This is a genomic window from Palleronia marisminoris (assembly GCF_900172315.1).
Classification (GTDB): Bacteria; Pseudomonadota; Alphaproteobacteria; order Rhodobacterales; family Rhodobacteraceae; genus Palleronia; species Palleronia marisminoris.
Genome location: NZ_FWFV01000001.1, coordinates 433,536 through 450,775, shown reverse-complemented (window position 1 = coordinate 450,775; position 17,240 = coordinate 433,536). Strand labels below are relative to the sequence as shown.

Below are 17,240 nucleotides of genomic sequence, written 5' to 3'. Positions count from 1 at the left end.
CATGTTCGATCTGACGGGAAAGGCGGCGCTGATCACCGGCGCCTCGGGCGGGATCGGGGGCGAGATCGCGCGCGTCCTGCACGGTGCGGGGGCCCAGGTGGGGCTGTCCGGCACCCGCGAAGAGCCGCTTCAGGCGCTGGCCGAGGAACTGGGCGAGGGCGCTCATGTCCTGCCCTGCAACCTGGGTGATGCCGAGGCGCTGAAGGCGCTGCCGAAACGGGCGACCGAGGCGATGGGGTCGCTGGATATCCTGGTGAACAACGCCGGCGTCACGCGCGACCAGTTGATGCTGCGGATGTCGGACGACGATTGGCAGACCGTCATCGACGTGAACCTGACGGCGGTGGCGAAGCTCAGCCAGGCGGTGCTGCGGGGGATGATGAAGGCCAAGTGGGGCCGGATCGTGAATATCTCGTCCGTGGTCGGTGCCACCGGCAATCCGGGTCAGGCCAACTATGCCGCTGCCAAGGCGGGCATGGTGGGGTTCTCGAAAAGCCTTGCACAGGAAGTCGCAAGCCGCGGCGTGACGGTGAACTGCGTGGCGCCGGGCTTCATCGCAACCGCGATGACCGACAAGCTGACGGACGACCAGAAAGAGGGCCTTCTGGGGCGGATTCCGACGGGGCGCATGGGCGAGGCGGACGAGATCGCCGCGGCCGTCCTGTACCTTGCCAGCCGCGAGGCGGCCTACATCACGGGCGAGACGCTGCATGTGAATGGCGGCATGGCGATGTTCTGACGCCTCGGCGTTTTCGTTTGCCACCGCCGAGCCATATGCTATAGGCGGCGCACCTTTTTCGTCGCCGCGCTGACCGTCCGCGCGGCGATCCCTTGTAAAGAAGCGGGCGGCGGTACAGATTTTGCCCGAGCGGGCGACCATTGACGGGAAAGCCCGGAGCAAAAGAGGAAGAACCATGAGCGACAACGATATCGAAAAGCGCGTCCGCAACAAAGTCGTCGAGCATCTCGGCGTCGAAGAAGAGAAGGTCACCGAGAACGCCTCGTTCATCGACGATCTGGGCGCGGACAGCCTCGATACGGTCGAGCTGGTCATGGCCTTCGAGGAAGAGTTCGGGATCGAGATTCCCGACGACGCCGCCGAGAACATCCAGACCTTCGGCGACGCCGTGAACTACATCAAGGGCGCCGTCTGAGGCATCCATTCGGACCGCGAGGTTCGGCAAGGGCGCGTCCTCCGCAAGGGGGCGCGCCTTTTGCGTTTCCCGGAGGCGACATGACGCGTGGTGCGGGCGCCGCTCTTTCCTCCTGCGCCTGCCGCGTGTATCAGGCTGGCGTGAATTGAAGGAGGGGCGAGCATGGAGTCTCGGCGTGTAGTCATCACCGGCATGGGTATGGTCAGCCCCCTTGCCTGCGGAGTCGAAGCGACGTGGTCGCGCATCCTCGACGGACAATCGGGCGCGGGCACGATCCAGCAGTTCGATGCCAACCACCTAGCGACGAACTATGCCTGCGAAGTGCCGAAGGGCGACGGGTCGGACGGGACCTTCAACCCCGACGACTGGATGGAGCCCAAGGAGCAGCGCAAGGTCGACCAGTTCATCCTCTACGGGATGGCCGCGGCTGACCAGGCGATCAAGGATGCGGGCCTTGGCGGCGAAAGCACCGAGGAGATGGAGCGCATCGGCGTGATGATCGGCTCGGGGATCGGGGGGCTCGGCACCATTGCCGAGACGGCCTACCTGATCCGGGACAAGGGCGCGCGCCGGGTGTCGCCGTTCTTCATCCCGGGCTCGCTGATCAACCTGATCTCGGGGCAGGTGTCGATCAAGTACGGCTACCGCGGCCCGAACCATTCGGTCGTGACGGCCTGCTCGACCGGCTCGCACGCGATCGGCGACGCCAGCCGCATGATCCGGCTGGGCGACGCCGACGTGATGATCGCGGGCGGCGCGGAAAGCGCCATCAACGAGATCGGGATCGCCGGGTTCAATGCCTGCAAGGCGCTGTCGACGAAGTATCGCGACGACCCCACGGCGGCCTCGCGCCCATGGGACAAGGATCGCGACGGGTTCGTCATGGGCGAAGGCTCGGGGATCGTGGTCCTCGAGGATTACGAGCGGGCGAAGGCGCGGGGCGCCAAGATCTATGCCGAAGTGATCGGCTACGGCATGTCGGGTGATGCGCACCACATCACCGCGCCGCCGCCGAACCACGAGGGGGCCGAGCGTGCCATGCGGGCGGCCGTCCGCGGCGCCGGCATCGAGGTGAGCGACATCGACTACGTCAACGCCCACGGCACCTCGACCATGGCCGACACGATCGAGATGGGCGCGGTGCAGCGCCTTCTGGGCGACCATGCGACCAAGGCCACGATGAGTTCGACCAAGTCCGCGACGGGGCACCTTCTGGGGGCTGCGGGCGCGATCGAGGCGATCTTCTCGGCGCTGGCGATCCGTGACCAGGTCGCTCCGCCGACGCTGAACCTGGACACGCCGCCCGAGGATGCGGTGATCGACCTGGCGCCCGGCAAGAAGGTCGAGCGCGAGATCGACGTGGCGCTGTCCAACTCGTTCGGCTTCGGCGGCACGAACGCCGTTCTGCTGCTGCGGCGGGTGGCTGCCTGATGTGGAAGCACGTCGCCGCCAACGGAATGACCCTGCTGATCGTCGCGCTGGTGGCGCTGGCGGGGCTGATCGGCTGGGGGGTGAACGAGTACAATCAGCCGGGCCCGCTGGCACAGGCCATCTGCCTGCGAGTCGAGCCGGGGTCGAGCTTCAACCGCGTCACCCAGGACCTGGAAAAGCAGGGGGCGGTGACCTCTCCGCAGTTGATGCGGATCGGGGCCGATTATACGGAGCGATCGGACCAGCTGAAGGCGGGCTCTTTCCTGGTGCCGGAAGAATCGTCCATGGAGGATATCGTCGGCATCGTCACGCGGGGCGGGCAATCGACCTGTGGGACCGAGGTGGTCTATCGCATCGGGGTGAACGCCCAGCAGATCGAGGTGCGCGAGCTGGACCCGGCAACCAACCGCTTCGAGGACAAAGCCGAGTTCGACCCCGCGGCCGAGGGCGAGGCGCCCGAGATATATACCGGGGTGCGCGATGAGGCGGACACGCGCTACCGCGTCGCGGTGGCCGAGGGGGTGACCTCGTGGCGGATCGTCGAGGCGCTGAAGGCGGTGGATTTCCTGGACGGCACCGTCTCGGACGTGCCGGACGAGGGCATACTGGCGCCCGACAGCTACGAGGTGAGCCCGGGTGACTCGCGGCCGAACCTCCTGGCGCGGATGGAGGCGCGGCAGGAAGAGCGGCTGGCCGCGGCGTGGGAAAACCGGGCGAGCGATCTGCCCTATGACACCGCCGAAGAGGCGCTGATCATGGCCTCGATCGTCGAGAAGGAAACCGGCGTGGCCGCGGAGCGCGGGCAGGTGGCGAGCGTGTTCGTGAACCGGCTGAAGCAGGGGATGCGGCTGCAGACCGACCCCACGGTGATCTACGGCGTGACGAACGGGCAGGGCGTGCTGGGCCGGGGGCTGCGGCAGTCCGAGTTGGATGCCGAGACGCCCTACAACACCTATCGGATCGACGGGCTGCCGCCGACTCCGATCGCGAATCCCGGCCTTGAAGCAATCGAGGCGGCGCTGAACCCCGACTCGACGGAGTATCTGTACTTCGTGGCAGACGGGACGGGCGGGCACGCCTTCGCAACCTCGCTGGATGAGCACAATCGCAACGTGGCACGGTGGCGCGAGATCGAGGCCGAGCGCGCGGCGAATTAAGACCCGGCGCAGGAACATCTCGGAAAGGGCGGCTTCGGCCGTCCTTTTTCGTTTTGCGACAACGGTTTGCGCGGGCTGATCGCACCGTCGTGATCCAGCGGCCGGTCGGGTTGGCCGCGTTTCAGGATTTCCCGCGAAAACAGGTCTTGCTGGTGGCGGCGTCGAGGGGGCGCGGCTCTTGGATCGGAGACCAACTTTGCTGGGGGGCAGGGGTCGATGACGATCATACGGGTGGAAGGAACGGGGCACGAACACGACGAGTGCGTGCTGGAGCTGGCGGAACATCAGTTCACGGAACTGCTGATCGAGCTGGGCGAGATGAAGGACCGCGTTCGTGAGGGCGACGCGGTGCCGGATTCAGAGGTGAAGAAGTGCGTAAGCGCGGTGCAAAGGGCGATTGACCATGTCTTCAGCGAAAGGAAACGGCTCGACGAGGCCCGGCGCAAGCGGGCCGGGATCGTCCATGACTACGCCATCGACTTCGATGCCGCGCGGGACGAGATCGGGCGCCGCCTGGATCGCCTCCGCGCCGTTGGAGGTGCAGGAGAGGTTCCTGGCGGAGCTGACCGAGGGTGAGCTGACGGCGCTGCCGTGGCTGTTCGAGTTCTGGGCGATGGAGCACCAGCTTCCGCCCGAGGGCGACTGGCGGTCCTGGGTGATCCTTGGCGGGCGCGGTGCGGGCAAGACCCGCGCCGGGGCCGAGTGGGTGCGGTCGATGGTCGAGGGGGCGCGCCCCCTCGATCCCGGCGTGTCGAAGCGGATGGCGCTGGTGGGCGAGACGCTCGACCAGGTGCGCGAAGTGATGATCTTTGGCGAGTCGGGTATTCTGGCCTGCTCGCCGCCCGACCGGCGGCCGGAGTGGGAATCGACCCGCAAGCGGCTGGTCTGGCCGAACGGGGCGGTGGCGCAGGCGTTTTCGGCGCATGACCCGGAGTCGCTGCGCGGTCCGCAGTTCGATGCGGCCTGGGTGGACGAGCTGGCCAAGTGGCGCCGGGGCGAAGAGGCTTGGGACATGCTGCAATTCTGTCTGCGTTTGGGTGACCGTCCGCGGCAATGCGTGACGACGACTCCGCGCAACGTGCCGGTGCTGAAGCGGCTGCTGGAGGCGGAGTCGACCGTGCGGACCCATGCGGCGACGCAGGTCAACAAGGCGAACCTTGCGGCCTCGTTCCTTGAGGAGGTCGAGCGGCGGTACGGCGGCTCGCGGCTTGGCTTGCAGGAGCTGGACGGGCGGCTTCTGGAGGATGTCGAGGGTGCGCTTTGGACCTCATCGCAACTGTCGGGTTGCCGGGGCGGTACGGGCGCGCTGAGTCGAGTCGTGGTGGCGGTGGACCCGCCGGTCACGGGCGGCGCGAATTCGGATACCTGCGGGATCGTCGTGGCAGGCCTGACCGTAGACGGCGAGCGGGCCGTGGTGATCGAGGATGCGTCCGTGAAGGGCTCGCCGCTGGAATGGGCGCAGGCGGCTGTCGCGGCCTACCACCGGCACGGTGCGGACCGCGTCGTGGCCGAGGTGAACCAGGGTGGCGAGCTGGTCGAGGCGATCCTGCGCCAAGTGGACCGTACGGTGAGTTACCGAGGCGTTTACGCGTCACGGGGCAAGGTCAGTCGAGCGGAACCAGTGGCGGCCCTCTACGAACAGGGGCGGGTCGCCCACCGGGGCCGGATGGACGAATTGGAGGCCCAGATGGTGCAGATGGCGGTTGGTGGATTTCGCGGTGCGGGATCGCCCGACCGGGTCGATGCGCTGGTCTGGGCTCTGACGGAGCTGATGCTGGGTCGCACGATGCGTCCGGGCGTCCGGGGACTTTGAGGAGAGACGTGATGTTTCAGTTTCTGACGCGAGGCGGTGCGGCGCCCGTCGAGGTCAAGGCGAGCGCTGCGGGTGCGCTCACCGCCTCGCGGATCGCCACGGGGAGCGCGGGCCGGGTGGCCTGGAGCCCGCGCGACACCGCCTCGCTGACCCGGTCGGGGTTCCAGGGCAACCCGGTGGTGTTCCGCTGCGTGAAGCTGGTGTCCGAGGCGGCGGCGGCGCTGCCGCTGGTGCTGGAGGCGAAAGGCGCGCGGATGGAGGTGCACCCCGTTGTCACGCTGCTGTCCCGGCCGAACGGGGCGCAGGGACGGGCGGAGTTGTTCGAAGCGCTGTACGGGCAGCTTCTGCTGACCGGCGACGGCTATGTCGAGGCGGTCGGGGGCGAAGGGCTTCCCGAGGAACTGCACGTGCTGCGGTCCGAGCGGATGAGCGTGGTGCCCGGCGCGGACGGATGGCCGGTGGCTTATGATTACAGCGTCAGCGGGCGGGCGCATCGCTTCCCGGCCGAGGCGGTCTGCCACGTAAAGAGCTTCCACCCGCAGGACGACCACTACGGGCTGTCGCCGATGCAGGCGGTGGCCCAGGCGATGGACGTGCACAACAGCGCGTCGCGGTGGTCGAAGGCGCTTCTGGACAACGCGGCGCGGCCCTCGGGGGCGATCGTGTTCGACGGCGGCGACGGCAGCGTGATGACGCCCGAGCAATATGACCGGCTGGTGGCGGAGATCGAAGCGAACCATCAAGGCGCGCGGAATGCCGGGCGGCCGATGCTGCTGGAAGGGGGGCTGGATTGGAAGCCGATGGGGTTCTCTCCGTCCGACATGGAGTTCCAGCAGACCAAGGAGTCGGCGGCGCGCGAGATCGCCACGGCCTTTGGGGTGCCGCCGATGCTGCTGGGGATCCCCGGGGACGCGACCTACGCCAACTATGCCGAGGCGCACCGGGCCTTCTATCGGCTGACGGTGCTGCCGATGGCGTCGCGGGTCACGGCGTCGCTGGCGCAGTGGCTGGAAGGGTTCGCAGGCGAGGACCTGGAGCTGCGGGTGGATCTGGATCGCGTGCCGGCGCTGTCGGCCGAGCGCGATGCACAATGGGCCCGGATCGCGGGCGCGAGTTTTCTGAGCGATGCCGAGAAGCGGGCGCTTCTCGGTCTCGCCCCCTCGGAGGAGTGAGTGATGGAGCTTGAGCGGAAGTTCGTGGACCTCGGGCAGGTCACGGTCAGCGAAGGCCATGTGATCGAGGGGTATGCTTCGTTGTTCGGGGCGCAGGATCAGGGCGGCGACATGGTGGCGCGGGGGGCCTACGCAGCTTCGCTGGCGGCGCTGGGTGCGAAGGGACAGCGGGTCAAGATGCTGTGGCAGCATGATCCGGCGCAACCGATCGGCGTCTGGGACGAGGTGCGCGAGGACGCGCAGGGTCTCTGGGTCAAGGGGCGCATCCTGACCGAAGTCGAGAAGGGGCGCGAGGCGGCTGCGCTGATCAATGCGGGGGCCATCGACGGGCTGTCGATCGGCTACCGCGTGACGCGGGCTGCGAAGGGTTCGGGGGGCGGAAGGCTCCTGAGCGAACTGGAGCTCTGGGAGGTGTCTCTGGTCACCTTCCCGATGCTCCGGGAGGCGCGGGTGGGTCGGAAGGGCGACGAGATGCCCGACCCGTGGCGCGATCTGGCAGAGGTCTTCAGGACCGCAAGCCGGGAACTGTCGGGCGCCTGACGGCCCCGATCCGACAAATCGAAGGAAGCAACGATGAGCACGACCGGGCCCGGCGTCCGGACGGAGAAGGCGTGCGCGCCCGATCCGATCCGCGACGTGCAGAATGCGATGGCTGATTTCGTCAGCGATCTCAAGTCGTTCAAGAACGACGTTCAGACCAGACTTCAACACAACGAAGAGCGACACATCATGCTGCAGACCAAATCCCAGCGCCCCGTCCTGGCCACGGCGGCCGAGATCGAGGCGCCTCACCAAAAGGCGTTCGAAGCCTATATCCGCTCGGGCGACGACGATGCCCTGCGCGGCCTCGTGCTCGAAGGCAAGGGCCTGTCGACGGCGGTGAACTCGGACGGCGGCTACCTCGTCGATCCGCAGACCTCGGACAGCGTCAAGGCCGTCCTGAAGTCCACCGCCTCGATCCGCCAGATTGCAACCGTGGTGAATGTCGAGTCGACCTCGTACGACGTCCTGATCGACACCAGCGACCTTGCGTCCGGCTGGGCCTCGGAGATCTCTGGTGTGGCCGAGACCGGGACCGGCCAGATCGACCGGATCTCGATCCCGCTGCACGAGCTGTCGGCCCTTCCGAAAGCTTCGCAGCGCCTGCTCGACGACGCGGCGTTCGATATCGAGGGTTGGCTTGCCGGCCGCATCGCGGACACGTTCTCTCGTGCCGAGGCTGCGGCCTTCGTGATCGGCGACGGCAACGAAAAGCCCCGCGGCTTCCTACGCCACAACATCGTGGAAGAGCAGTCCTGGACCTGGGGCTCGCTCGGCTATGTTGCCTCGGGTGCCGACGGCGCCTTCGGCGATGTCGATGCAGTCGTGGATCTGATCTACGCACTGGGTGCGGAATACCGAGCCAACGCGACTTTCGTGATGAACTCGAAGACCGCCGGGGTGGTTCGCCGCCTGAAGGACAACGACGGCCGCTTCCTTTGGTCGGACGGTTTGGCCGCCCATGAGCCGGCGCGCCTGATGGGTTACCCCGTGCTGATCGCAGAGGACATGCCGGACATCGCGGCGGGCAACACGGCCATCGCCTTCGGTGACTTCTCGTCCGGCTACACCGTGGCAGAACGTCCCGACCTGCGCATCCTGCGCGATCCGTTCTCGGCCAAGCCGCACGTCCTGTTCTACGCGACCAAGCGCGTGGGCGGCGACGTGAGCGACTTCGCCGCGATCAAGCTTCTGAAGTTCTCGGTCGCCTAACGGCGGGTGGGGCGGGTCGGGCTGAGGCGCCCGGCCCGGACGAACGCGCGCATTTCGCGCATCGACCAGCTTTCCCTCCGTCCAAGCGGTGTGTGGGCGCGCGTTCGTCATATCCGGGCGGAGGGATCGAGGCAGAGGGAAAACCGCCATGTATCTTGTCGAGCAATCGGGTCTGAGCGCAGCAGCGCTGCCGATCTCGGACCTTCGGGCCCACTTGCGTCTGGGCACCGGCTTTGCCGACGACGCGGTGCAGGACCCGGTTCTTGAACGGTCGCTCCGTGCGGCCATTGCGCAAATCGAATCTACGACCGGAAAGGCGCTCCTGAGGCGCGACTTTTCCGGAACCGTCTCGGCCTGGCGAGAGATCGGGCGGCAGGTGTTGCCGCGGGCTCCTCTTGAGGCGGTGACCGAGATCGCCGTGATCGACGGGAAGGGCGATCGCAAGGTGCTGGACCTCGACTCTGTCCATGTTCGGCACGACGCACATCGGCCGGCGATCGTGGCGAGGGGGTTTTCCCTGCCCGCCATCCCAGTTGGAGGCCACGCCGAGATCGCCTTCCGCGCAGGCTATGCAGCTAGTTGGGCAGAACTGCCCGGCGATTTGTCCTTTGCGGTGCTGAGCCTGGCAGGTGCGCTCTACGAAGAGCGGGCGCAACCCGGGCAGGTTCCGGCGGGTGTGCGGGCGTTGATCGCGCCGTACCGCCAGCCACGCTTGTGGGGAGTGTTCTGATGGATTTCCGACCTACGCGAGCGCTGGTTCTCGAGACCCGCACGAAGGTCTCGGACGGGGCCGGCGGGACGATCGAGGAATGGGCGCCTCTTGGCACGCTCTGGGCCGATATGCGGCCGCGAACGGGCGGCCTTTCGGACGGGCAGGAGGTGTCCTTGTCGCGGACCCTGTGGCGGATCGTGACGCGGGGCGCGCCGGCGGGAGCTCCGTCCCGTCCCGTGGCCGGGCAGCGGTTTCGGGAAGATGAGCGCATCTTCGGCATCCTGACGGTGACCGAGGGTGACCCGCAGGCGAAATGGCTGGTCGTTCAGGCCGAAGAGGAGGTGGTGCGATGAGCTATGCGGTCGCGAGCTCGCTGCAGGAGGCAGTCTACGAACGGCTGACCTTCGATGCGGGCGTGTATGATCTGGTTCAGGGGGCGGTCTATGACGGCGTGCCTGCGGGAACGGTACCCCCCCTGTTCGTCAGCCTAGGCGAAGAGAAAGTGACCGACCGGTCGGACGCGGATGGCTACGGCGCGGTGCACGAGGTCGTGGTCTCGGTCGTGTCGTCGGCCAACGGATTTCAGGCGGCAAAGCGGTTGGCAGGAGCGATTTCGGACGCGCTGCTGGGGACGCCGCTGGCGCTGGAGCGTGGGTACCTCGTCGGTATCTGGTTCCGCGGCGCCCATGCGAGGCGGGTTGCTCGCAGCGGCACTCGGCGGATCGATCTGCGCTTCAAGGCGCAGGTCCGGGACAATTCTTGAAAAGGCGGGAGTAAGGGACATGGCGGCCCAGAACGGCAAGGATCTTTTGATCAAGCTGGACATGACGGACGCGGGTGCGTTCGAAACCATCGCGGGGCTTCGGGCCACGCGGATATCCTTCAACGCCGAGGCGGTGGAGGCCACGAGCCTGGAAAGCGGCGGCTGGCGCGAGCTTCTGGCGGGCGCGGGCGTGAAGCAGGCCTCGATCTCGGGATCGGGCGTCTTCAAGGATGCGGCGACCGACGAGCGGATGCGCCGGGTGTTCTTCGAGAGCCGGACGCCTGTGTTCCAGGTGATCATTCCCGATTTCGGCATCGTCGAGGGTGCGTTCCAGGTGACCTCGATCGAATACGCCGGCACCCATGACGGTGAGGCAACCTATGAGCTGTCGCTCGCATCGGCCGGGCAGCTGAGCTTCACGGCGCTCTGATGGCCAACCCGTGGGCGGGCGAGGTCGCCGTGACCATCGACGGGGAGCGGCATGTCGCGAAGCTGACGCTGGGCGCGCTTGCCGAACTCGAGGATGCGTTGGGTGCAGGTGGCTTGGTTCCGCTGATCGAGCGTTTCGACACGGGCGGCTACGGGACACGCGATGTCGTGGCTCTGCTTCTTGCCGGTCTCAGGGCAGGCGGATGGCGCGGATCGGCGGCAGAACTGATGGCTGCCGAAATCGAGGGCGGTCCGCTCGAGGCGGCGCGGGTTGCGGCGGCGCTGCTGGCCCGCGCGTTCGGGGCGCCATGACCGCGTTCGACTGGCCTGCGCTTCTGCGGGCGGGGATCGCGATGGGGCTGAAGCCGCACGAGTTCTGGGCGCTCACGCCCTCGGAGCTCGAGATGATGCTTGGGCGCGGCGCAGGGGTCGCGCCCATGGGACGGGGCCGCCTTGAAGAATTGCGGGCGGCATTCCCCGACGAGCGCAGGAGGGCGCGACATGAGTGAGTTCAGCGATTTCGAAGACGAGCTACGGCGGTTCGAGGACAGCGTCGGCGGCGCAGAAGAGATGCTCCGGGCGCTGAAATCGGGGCTGCAGGACGTCTCGAAGGAGGGCGGAAAGCTGTCGGACTCGTTGCGCGGGATCGGGCAGTCGATGGTCGAAAGCGCCTATGCCGCGGCCGTCAGCCCCCTGCGGAAGGAACTGAGCAGCCTCATTACCGCTGGCGCGCAGAGCCTGTTGGGGAGCCTTCTTCCCTTCGCCAAGGGAGGTTCGTTCACGCAGGGACGGGTCATGCCCTTCGCCACGGGTGGCGTGGTGAACGGGCCCATGACCTTCCCGATGCGGGGCGGCACCGGGCTGATGGGCGAGGCCGGGCCCGAGGCGATCATGCCCCTGACACGCGGCGCGGACGGCAAGCTCGGCGTCCGCGCCGAGGGCGGCGCATCCGCACCTGCTCAGGTGGTGATCAATATCCAGACCCCGGATGTCGCCGGGTTCCAACGCTCGCAGAGCCAGATCGCGGCGCAGATGAGCCGCGCCCTGTCGCGCGCCGAGCGCAATCGCTGAAGGAGAAGAGGCCATGGCCTTTCACGAAGAGCGCTTTCCGACGGATCTGAGTTTCGGCGCCGTCGGCGGCCCGGAGCGGCGGACCGAGATCGTCACGCTGGCCAATGGCTTCGAGGAACGAAATACACCCTGGGCACATTCGCGGCGTCGATACGACGCGGGGTTCGGACTTCGCTCGTTGGAAGATGTCGAGCTGCTGGTCGCCTTCTTCGAGGCGCGGCGCGGGCAGTTGCACGGGTTTCGCTGGAAGGACTGGGCGGATTTCTCATCCGCACCGGGCGGCGCCGTGCCCGATTTCGACGATCAGCGGATCGGAACCGGGGACGGGACCACACGGGCGTTCGGCTTGCGCAAGACCTACGGGGTCGGTGAGAGCGCATATGCGCGGCCGATCTCGAAGCCGGTCGCGGGCTCGGTGCGGGTTGGTGTCGACGGTGTCGAAGTCTCGGCGTTCGAGGTTGACCACTCGACCGGCGAGATCGTCTTGGACGCCGCTCCGGCCAATGGCGTGGTGGTCACAGCGGGTTTTCTGTTCGATGTGCCGGTTCGGTTCGACGCTGACCGCATCGATGTGTCGCTTGCGACATTCAATGCGGGCCAGGTGCCCGACGTGCCGGTAGTGGAGCTGCGGGTTTGATGGCTGATCTCACGGGAACTCTGTGCCGCTGCTGGCGGCTGACGTGCTCGGATGGACGCGTCTTCGCATTCACCGACCACGATGCCCGTCTGTCGTTCGACGGGGCCGACTTCAGTCCTTCGGACGCGATGACTGCGCGGGCGTTGGAGCAGACAACCGGACTCTCGGTGGACAATTCCGAGGCGATCGGAGCCCTGTCCGCGGCGGGCCTGACCGAAGAGGATATACTCGCCGGGCGGTTCGACAGTGCGGCGGTGGAGATATGGCAGGTGAACTGGTCCGATCTTTCGGATCGGCGCCTGAGCTTTCGCGGCACGCTGGGGGAGATCGAGCGTGCCGGCGGCGCCTTCAAGGCCGAGCTGCGGGGCTTGACCGAGCAGCTCAACCGGCCGGTGGGGCGGCTCTATCAGAAGCAATGCGCGGCACGGTTCGGCGACGCCACTTGCGGGATGAACGCTGACATTTACGCAGTGGACGTCGTGGTGAGCCGGATCGAGGGCGCCATGATCGAGGTGACCGCCGGGACTGCGCCTGCGGAACACTACGCATTCGGGACCCTGCGGGTTCTGGATGGAGCCGCGAGCGGGCAGGTTGTTCACGTTCGAGGTGACCGCGCCGCGGATGGCGCACGGAGCCTGACGCTCTGGGACAGCGTGCGCGGATTGGCGATCGGGGACCGGGTGAAGCTGATCGCTGGGTGCGACAAGCGCGCCGCGACCTGCCGCGAGAAGTTCGGAAATATGCTGAACTTTCGCGGCTTTCCGCATCTCCCGACCGAAGACTGGGTGACGGCGTATCCGTCGGGCGGTGCCTCGTGAGCCGCGCGGCCGATGTCGCCCGCAGCTGGATCGGGACACCCTACGTGCACCAGGCATCGTGCCGAGGTGCGGGGACGGATTGCCTCGGCCTCGTGCGCGGCGTCTGGCGCGAATTGGCCGGGGCGGAGCCCGTGGTCATTCCGCCCTACACCTCAGACTGGAGCGAGCCGGCGCGGGAAGAAACGCTGTGGGAGGCCGCGCGGGGCCTGCTTGTCGAGCGGCCCCCGGGCGCTGTGGAGCCGGGGCATGTGCTCCTCTTCCGGATGCGCAAGGGCGGCGTCGCCAAGCATCTGGGTATCGCCAGTGGGGCCGAGCGGTTCATTCATGCGTATTCCGGGCACGGCGTCATCGAAAGCGCCCTGAGCAAGCCTTGGCGGCACAAGCTCGTCGCGGCGTTCGAATTTCCTCAAGGAGGTCACTGATGGCCACGATGGTTCTGGGCGCCGCGGGCGGCGCCGTCGGCACGTCCCTTGGGGGCGGGATCCTGGGTCTGAGCTCGGCCGCCGTGGGGCGTGCCGCGGGTGGAATGGCCGGTCGGCTGATCGATGCGCAGCTCAGCCAGAAGATCCTGGGTGCCGGCGGTCGCATTGTCGAGCATGGTCGGATAGACCGGTTGCGCCTGACGTCGGCCGGTGAGGGCGCTCCGATTCCGCAGGTCTTTGGCAGGATGCGGATTGCGGGCCATGTGATCTGGGCCTCGAAGTTCGTGGAACGGGTCAGCGAAACTGCTGGCGGAGCGGGCGGCAAGGGCGCGCGGACCGCGGCAACGGCGGACCGGACGTACTCCTACGAGATCTCGCTCGCCATCGGGCTGTGCGAGGGGCCGATCGCGGGTATCGGGCGGGTCTGGGCCGATGGTCGGGAACTCGTCCGCGAGTCGCTGGACCTGCGGGTCTACGCCGGCCACGCGGACCAGCTGTCTGATCCGGCCATCGAGGCCGTCGAGGGCGCCGGCGCCGCGCCAGCCTATCGCGGGCTTGCCTATGTGGTGATCGAGAATCTCGCCCTCGGGACCTTCGGCAACCGGGTGCCGCAATTCAGCTTCGAGGTCGTTCGAAACGAGGGTGAAGAGGGTGCCGGTGACGTGGCGCAGCATGTCAGGGGCGTCGCGCTGATCCCCGGAACGGGCGAGTATTCGATTGCTACCACGCCGGTCCGCTACGACGACGGCGCGGACGAGAGCGCCTTCGTCAACGCGCATGTCCGGACGGGTCGGACGGACATGGCGGCCTCGATTCAGGCGCTGACGACCGAACTGCCGCGCTGCGGGGCGCTGTCGCTGGTGGTCTCGTGGTTCGGGGACGACCTGCGCTGTGGCGTCTGTTCGCTCAAGCCGAAGGTCGAGGCGCTCGGGCGCGACGGGGTGGAGATCGCATGGCGTTCGGGGGGGATCGGGCATCGTGATGCCGAGCAGGTGCCGCAGCAGGACGGGCGCGTCGCCTATGGCGGTACGCCGGCCGACGGGGCGGTGATCGAGGCGATCCGCGCTGCCACGGAAGCGGGGCAGGAGGTGATGTTCTATCCGTTCATCCTGATGGACCAGCTGCCGGGCAACGGCCTTCCCGATCCGTATGGCTGGTCCGAACAACCTGCGCTTCCCTGGCGGGGTCGGATCACCTGCGACGTGGCCCCTGGCCATGACGGCTCTCCCGACGGGACCGCGGCGGTCGATGCCGACGTCATGTCTTTCTTCGGCGCGGCTGCTTCCGACGACTTCCAGATTTCGGGCGGCGAGGTGCACTATCATGGACCCGACGAGTGGTCCTTCCGCCGGATGATCCTGCACTACGCGCATGTTTGTGCCGTGGCGGGCGGAGTCGAGAGCTTCTGTATCGGCAGCGAGATGCGCGGGCTGACGACGCTTCGGGGAACCGACGGCTTTCCGGCAGTCCGTGCGCTGAAGGCGCTTGCGGCGGATGTTCGGGGGATCCTGGGACCGGAAGTCAAGATCGGCTATGCGGCCGATTGGTCAGAGTACTTTGGCTACCACCCTGCGGACGGATCGGGAGATCTGTTCTTTCATCTCGATCCGCTCTGGTCCGATCCGAACATCGATTTCGTGGGCATCGACAATTACATGCCGCTGTCGGATTGGCGCGGAGAGCATGACGAGGCCGATTCCGCCTATCAGGGCCCGCACGATCTTGATTACCTCAAGGCCAATATCGAGGGCGGCGAAGGCTTCGACTGGTACTACGGGAGCGACGCCGATCGCCTGGCTCAACTTCGCCGACCGATCACGGACGGCGCCTATGACGAGCCGTGGGTCTGGCGCTACAAGGACATCCGCAACTGGTGGAGTTCGCCCCACCACGATCGGATCGGTGGGCTGCGTCAGCCCATGTCGACGCCTTGGGAGCCCGGCTCGAAGCCGATCCGCTTCACCGAGATGGGCTGCGCCGCGATCGACAAGGGGACCAACCAGCCGAACAAGTTTCTGGACCCGAAATCTTCGGAATCCGCGTTGCCCTGGTTCTCGGACGGCGCGAGGGACGACTTCGTGCAGGTCCAGTACCTGCGCGCGATGGACGAGTACTGGGGCGATCCGGAACGCAATCCGGTATCGGCCACTTATGCCCGTCCGATGGTGGACATGCGTCACGCCTACGCATGGGCATGGGACGCGCGTCCGTTTCCCGCCTTCCCGGGGCTTCCGGACGTTTGGAGCGACGCGGAGAACTACTATCGCGGCCATTGGCTGACGGGGCGCTCTGGCTACCGCACCCTGGCCTCTGTCGTCTCCGAGATCTGCCACCGTGCCGGCGTTCGCACCATCGACGTGACGCGGTTGCGGGGGATGGTTCGCGGCTATGCGGTCACGGAGGTCACTGACGCGCGCGCAGTGTTGCAACCGCTCATGCTGGCCTATGGCTTCGATGCGGTCGAGCGGGACGGCGTTCTCCGTTTCTCGATGCGGCGAACAGATGGGGCCGTCGCGCTGGACCAGGCCGATGTGGTCGCTGCCGATGGCGGTGATGTGGTCACGGTTCGTGATCCGGAGGTCGAAGAGGCCGGACGCGTGTCGGTCGGTTACGTGGTCGAGACGGGTGATTTCCCAGCCGGCGTTGCCGAGGCCGTTGTGCCCGGGACGGACGACACGAGCCTGGCGCGGGTGGAGTTGCCCCTCGTGCTGAGCCCATCCGAAGCGCGCGGGATCGCCGAGCGTTGGCTGGCCGAGGCTCAAGCCGGACGCGACCGGATCAGCTTTGCGCTGCCGCCGTCGCGCTTCGACCTGGGCGCAGGCGACGTGGTTTCGATGCAAGATGCGTTGTGGCGTATAGATCGCGTGGCAAAGGGTGCGGCGCTGCAGGTCGAGGCTGTGCGGATTGCGGCTGGACGATCGCTCGTTGCAGCGGGAGGGGCGCTGGAGGACGGCATCGCCGTGGCGCCGGCCGTATTGCCGACGCCGCCCGTGGCCCTCTTCATGGATCTGCCGGTTCTGGACGGAGAGGGGGACGCGGTGCCGAGGATCGCGGTCGGGGCGAAGCGCTGGCCCGGCCCTGTTGCGGTGCTGTCGAGCGTGGAAGACGCGGGCTATGCGCTGGACACGACGGTGGTTCGGGGTGCGGTGATGGGCGTGACGGAGACAGCGCTCGCCCATGCGGCGCCGGGTCGGGTGGATCGTGGACCAGCGCTGCGCGTGCGGCTGCTGAGTGGTGCCTTGGCTTCCGTCAGCGATGCTGCGTTCGCGGCGGGTGCCAACGCGATGGCGATCGGGTCGGGCGAAGACGACCTGTGGGAAGTGTTCCAGTTCCGCGATGCCGAGCTTGTCGGCACGCATAGATGGACCCTCTCTCACCGTCTGCGCGGACAGGCTGGAACCGATGCGGTCATGCCGGCGGTCTGGCCGGCGGGAAGTCGGGTGGTTCTGCTTGACGCCGCCTTGGTCCCTCTGCACCGCGGCGCGGCGCAACCGGGGTTGGAGCGTCACTGGCGGATCGGCCCGGCGGATCAGCCTCTGGACGGACCGAGCTTTACCCATGCCGTCCGCGGGTTCGAGGGGATCGGACTTCGGCCCTACAGTCCCGTGCACCTCGGCTTCACGCCCAACGGTGGGGATTTGCAGGCGAAGTGGATTCGACGGACGCGAATCAACGGCGATAGCTGGAGCGGGCGCGAGGTGGCGCTTGGAGAAGAGACCGAAGCATATCTGGTTCGGGTCATGCGGGGCACGAACGTGGTTCGCGAGGTCGAGGTGGCCACGCCCGCCTGGAACTATGCCGCGGCGATGCGCGCCTCTGACGGGTCGGGATGTCGGCTGGAAGTCGCGCAGCTGTCTCGCGCGTTCGGGGCAGGGCCGACCGTTGCGTTGGCGCTTCCCGACCCGTAAG

The 17,240-nt window shown here is 67.3% G+C and carries 20 protein-coding genes; all 20 read left to right on the top strand.

The annotated features are described in order from the left end of the window. Position 1: 1 nt before the first annotated feature. The 20 genes from fabG (at position 2) to PAM7066_RS02125 (ending at position 17,239) form a co-directional block, all read left to right on the top strand. Complete coding sequence (gene fabG, locus PAM7066_RS02220) at positions 2-739, top strand: 3-oxoacyl-[acyl-carrier-protein] reductase (RefSeq protein WP_085852478.1); 738 nt, start codon at positions 2-4, stop codon at positions 737-739. Positions 740-914: 175 nt separating this feature from the next. After that, on the top strand, positions 915-1,154 hold the full coding sequence (locus PAM7066_RS02215) for an acyl carrier protein (protein ID WP_085852477.1): 240 nt from the start codon (positions 915-917) through the stop codon (positions 1,152-1,154). Between the two features lie 162 nt (positions 1,155-1,316). Next, positions 1,317-2,585: a beta-ketoacyl-ACP synthase II gene (gene fabF, locus PAM7066_RS02210; protein WP_085852476.1), complete on the top strand. Its 1,269-nt coding sequence runs from the start codon at positions 1,317-1,319 to the stop codon at positions 2,583-2,585. Continuing rightward, positions 2,585-3,742, top strand: coding sequence for an endolytic transglycosylase MltG (gene mltG, locus PAM7066_RS02205; protein WP_085852475.1), 1,158 nt, complete (start codon positions 2,585-2,587; stop codon positions 3,740-3,742). Before fabF ends, mltG begins: the two co-directional genes overlap by 1 nt. Before the next feature lie 216 nt (positions 3,743-3,958). Then, entirely contained in the window at positions 3,959-4,318 is a 360-nt protein-coding gene (locus PAM7066_RS02200) for a hypothetical protein (RefSeq protein WP_090928620.1), read from the top strand. After that, positions 4,227-5,555 (top strand): DNA-packaging protein, encoded by a 1,329-nt coding sequence (locus PAM7066_RS02195; protein ID WP_085852474.1) that lies wholly within the window; start codon positions 4,227-4,229, stop codon positions 5,553-5,555. Before PAM7066_RS02200 ends, PAM7066_RS02195 begins: the two co-directional genes overlap by 92 nt. Positions 5,556-5,563: 8 nt before the next feature. Continuing rightward, positions 5,564-6,727 (top strand): phage portal protein, encoded by a 1,164-nt coding sequence (locus PAM7066_RS02190; RefSeq protein ID WP_370738074.1) that lies wholly within the window; start codon positions 5,564-5,566, stop codon positions 6,725-6,727. Positions 6,728-6,730: 3 nt separating this feature from the next. Beyond that, positions 6,731-7,267: an HK97 family phage prohead protease gene (locus tag PAM7066_RS02185; RefSeq protein ID WP_085852472.1), complete on the top strand. Its 537-nt coding sequence runs from the start codon at positions 6,731-6,733 to the stop codon at positions 7,265-7,267. Between the two features lie 33 nt (positions 7,268-7,300). Then, positions 7,301-8,479: a phage major capsid protein gene (locus tag PAM7066_RS02180; RefSeq protein ID WP_085852471.1), complete on the top strand. Its 1,179-nt coding sequence runs from the start codon at positions 7,301-7,303 to the stop codon at positions 8,477-8,479. Between the two features lie 148 nt (positions 8,480-8,627). Further along, on the top strand, positions 8,628-9,209 hold the full coding sequence (locus PAM7066_RS02175; protein WP_085852470.1) for a head-tail connector protein: 582 nt from the start codon (positions 8,628-8,630) through the stop codon (positions 9,207-9,209). Further along, positions 9,209-9,544 carry a head-tail adaptor protein gene (locus PAM7066_RS02170; protein ID WP_085852469.1) on the top strand — a complete coding sequence of 112 codons (336 nt, stop codon included), beginning with the start codon at positions 9,209-9,211 and terminating at the stop codon, positions 9,542-9,544. Before PAM7066_RS02175 ends, PAM7066_RS02170 begins: the two co-directional genes overlap by 1 nt. Continuing rightward, positions 9,541-9,954, top strand: a complete 414-nt coding sequence (locus PAM7066_RS02165) for a DUF3168 domain-containing protein (protein ID WP_085852468.1) — start codon at positions 9,541-9,543, stop codon at positions 9,952-9,954. Before PAM7066_RS02170 ends, PAM7066_RS02165 begins: the two co-directional genes overlap by 4 nt. A gap of 19 nt (positions 9,955-9,973) precedes the next feature. After that, on the top strand, positions 9,974-10,384 hold the full coding sequence (locus PAM7066_RS02160) for a phage major tail protein, TP901-1 family (RefSeq protein WP_085852467.1): 411 nt from the start codon (positions 9,974-9,976) through the stop codon (positions 10,382-10,384). Next, positions 10,384-10,695: a gene transfer agent family protein gene (locus PAM7066_RS02155; protein ID WP_085852466.1), complete on the top strand. Its 312-nt coding sequence runs from the start codon at positions 10,384-10,386 to the stop codon at positions 10,693-10,695. The genes PAM7066_RS02160 and PAM7066_RS02155 overlap by 1 nt, the downstream gene beginning before the upstream one ends. Further along, positions 10,692-10,892, top strand: a complete 201-nt coding sequence (locus tag PAM7066_RS02150) for a rcc01693 family protein (protein ID WP_085852465.1) — start codon at positions 10,692-10,694, stop codon at positions 10,890-10,892. The genes PAM7066_RS02155 and PAM7066_RS02150 overlap by 4 nt, the downstream gene beginning before the upstream one ends. Continuing rightward, positions 10,885-11,454, top strand: coding sequence for an RcGTA-type gene transfer agent tail tape measure protein (locus tag PAM7066_RS02145; RefSeq protein WP_090928616.1), 570 nt, complete (start codon positions 10,885-10,887; stop codon positions 11,452-11,454). Before PAM7066_RS02150 ends, PAM7066_RS02145 begins: the two co-directional genes overlap by 8 nt. A gap of 13 nt (positions 11,455-11,467) precedes the next feature. Further along, complete coding sequence (locus PAM7066_RS02140; RefSeq protein WP_085852463.1) at positions 11,468-12,091, top strand: DUF2460 domain-containing protein; 624 nt, start codon at positions 11,468-11,470, stop codon at positions 12,089-12,091. Next, positions 12,091-12,909, top strand: coding sequence for a phage/gene transfer agent baseplate hub protein (locus PAM7066_RS02135; protein ID WP_085852462.1), 819 nt, complete (start codon positions 12,091-12,093; stop codon positions 12,907-12,909). Before PAM7066_RS02140 ends, PAM7066_RS02135 begins: the two co-directional genes overlap by 1 nt. Then, positions 12,906-13,331, top strand: a complete 426-nt coding sequence (locus PAM7066_RS02130; RefSeq protein ID WP_085852461.1) for an NlpC/P60 family protein — start codon at positions 12,906-12,908, stop codon at positions 13,329-13,331. The genes PAM7066_RS02135 and PAM7066_RS02130 overlap by 4 nt, the downstream gene beginning before the upstream one ends. Beyond that, positions 13,331-17,239: a baseplate multidomain protein megatron gene (locus PAM7066_RS02125; protein WP_085852460.1), complete on the top strand. Its 3,909-nt coding sequence runs from the start codon at positions 13,331-13,333 to the stop codon at positions 17,237-17,239. Before PAM7066_RS02130 ends, PAM7066_RS02125 begins: the two co-directional genes overlap by 1 nt. Position 17,240: the final 1 nt, after the last annotated feature.

What these genes read in the sequence shown, in the direction of transcription:
- PAM7066_RS02180 (WP_085852471.1), top strand. Translation starts at nt 7,301, where the DNA reads ATGAGCACGACCGGGCCCGGCGTCCGGACGGAGAAGGCGTGCGCGCCC.
- PAM7066_RS02195 (WP_085852474.1), top strand. Translation starts at nt 4,227, where the DNA reads ATGCCGCGCGGGACGAGATCGGGCGCCGCCTGGATCGCCTCCGCGCCG.
- mltG (WP_085852475.1), top strand. Translation starts at nt 2,585, where the DNA reads ATGTGGAAGCACGTCGCCGCCAACGGAATGACCCTGCTGATCGTCGCG.
- PAM7066_RS02165 (WP_085852468.1), top strand. Translation starts at nt 9,541, where the DNA reads ATGAGCTATGCGGTCGCGAGCTCGCTGCAGGAGGCAGTCTACGAACGG.
- PAM7066_RS02135 (WP_085852462.1), top strand. Translation starts at nt 12,091, where the DNA reads ATGGCTGATCTCACGGGAACTCTGTGCCGCTGCTGGCGGCTGACGTGC.
- PAM7066_RS02155 (WP_085852466.1), top strand. Translation starts at nt 10,384, where the DNA reads ATGGCCAACCCGTGGGCGGGCGAGGTCGCCGTGACCATCGACGGGGAG.
- PAM7066_RS02185 (WP_085852472.1), top strand. Translation starts at nt 6,731, where the DNA reads ATGGAGCTTGAGCGGAAGTTCGTGGACCTCGGGCAGGTCACGGTCAGC.
- PAM7066_RS02175 (WP_085852470.1), top strand. Translation starts at nt 8,628, where the DNA reads ATGTATCTTGTCGAGCAATCGGGTCTGAGCGCAGCAGCGCTGCCGATC.
- PAM7066_RS02140 (WP_085852463.1), top strand. Translation starts at nt 11,468, where the DNA reads ATGGCCTTTCACGAAGAGCGCTTTCCGACGGATCTGAGTTTCGGCGCC.
- PAM7066_RS02145 (WP_090928616.1), top strand. Translation starts at nt 10,885, where the DNA reads ATGAGTGAGTTCAGCGATTTCGAAGACGAGCTACGGCGGTTCGAGGAC.
- PAM7066_RS02150 (WP_085852465.1), top strand. Translation starts at nt 10,692, where the DNA reads ATGACCGCGTTCGACTGGCCTGCGCTTCTGCGGGCGGGGATCGCGATG.
- fabG (WP_085852478.1), top strand. Translation starts at nt 2, where the DNA reads ATGTTCGATCTGACGGGAAAGGCGGCGCTGATCACCGGCGCCTCGGGC.
- PAM7066_RS02160 (WP_085852467.1), top strand. Translation starts at nt 9,974, where the DNA reads ATGGCGGCCCAGAACGGCAAGGATCTTTTGATCAAGCTGGACATGACG.
- PAM7066_RS02215 (WP_085852477.1), top strand. Translation starts at nt 915, where the DNA reads ATGAGCGACAACGATATCGAAAAGCGCGTCCGCAACAAAGTCGTCGAG.
- fabF (WP_085852476.1), top strand. Translation starts at nt 1,317, where the DNA reads ATGGAGTCTCGGCGTGTAGTCATCACCGGCATGGGTATGGTCAGCCCC.
- PAM7066_RS02125 (WP_085852460.1), top strand. Translation starts at nt 13,331, where the DNA reads ATGGCCACGATGGTTCTGGGCGCCGCGGGCGGCGCCGTCGGCACGTCC.
- PAM7066_RS02200 (WP_090928620.1), top strand. Translation starts at nt 3,959, where the DNA reads ATGACGATCATACGGGTGGAAGGAACGGGGCACGAACACGACGAGTGC.
- PAM7066_RS02170 (WP_085852469.1), top strand. Translation starts at nt 9,209, where the DNA reads ATGGATTTCCGACCTACGCGAGCGCTGGTTCTCGAGACCCGCACGAAG.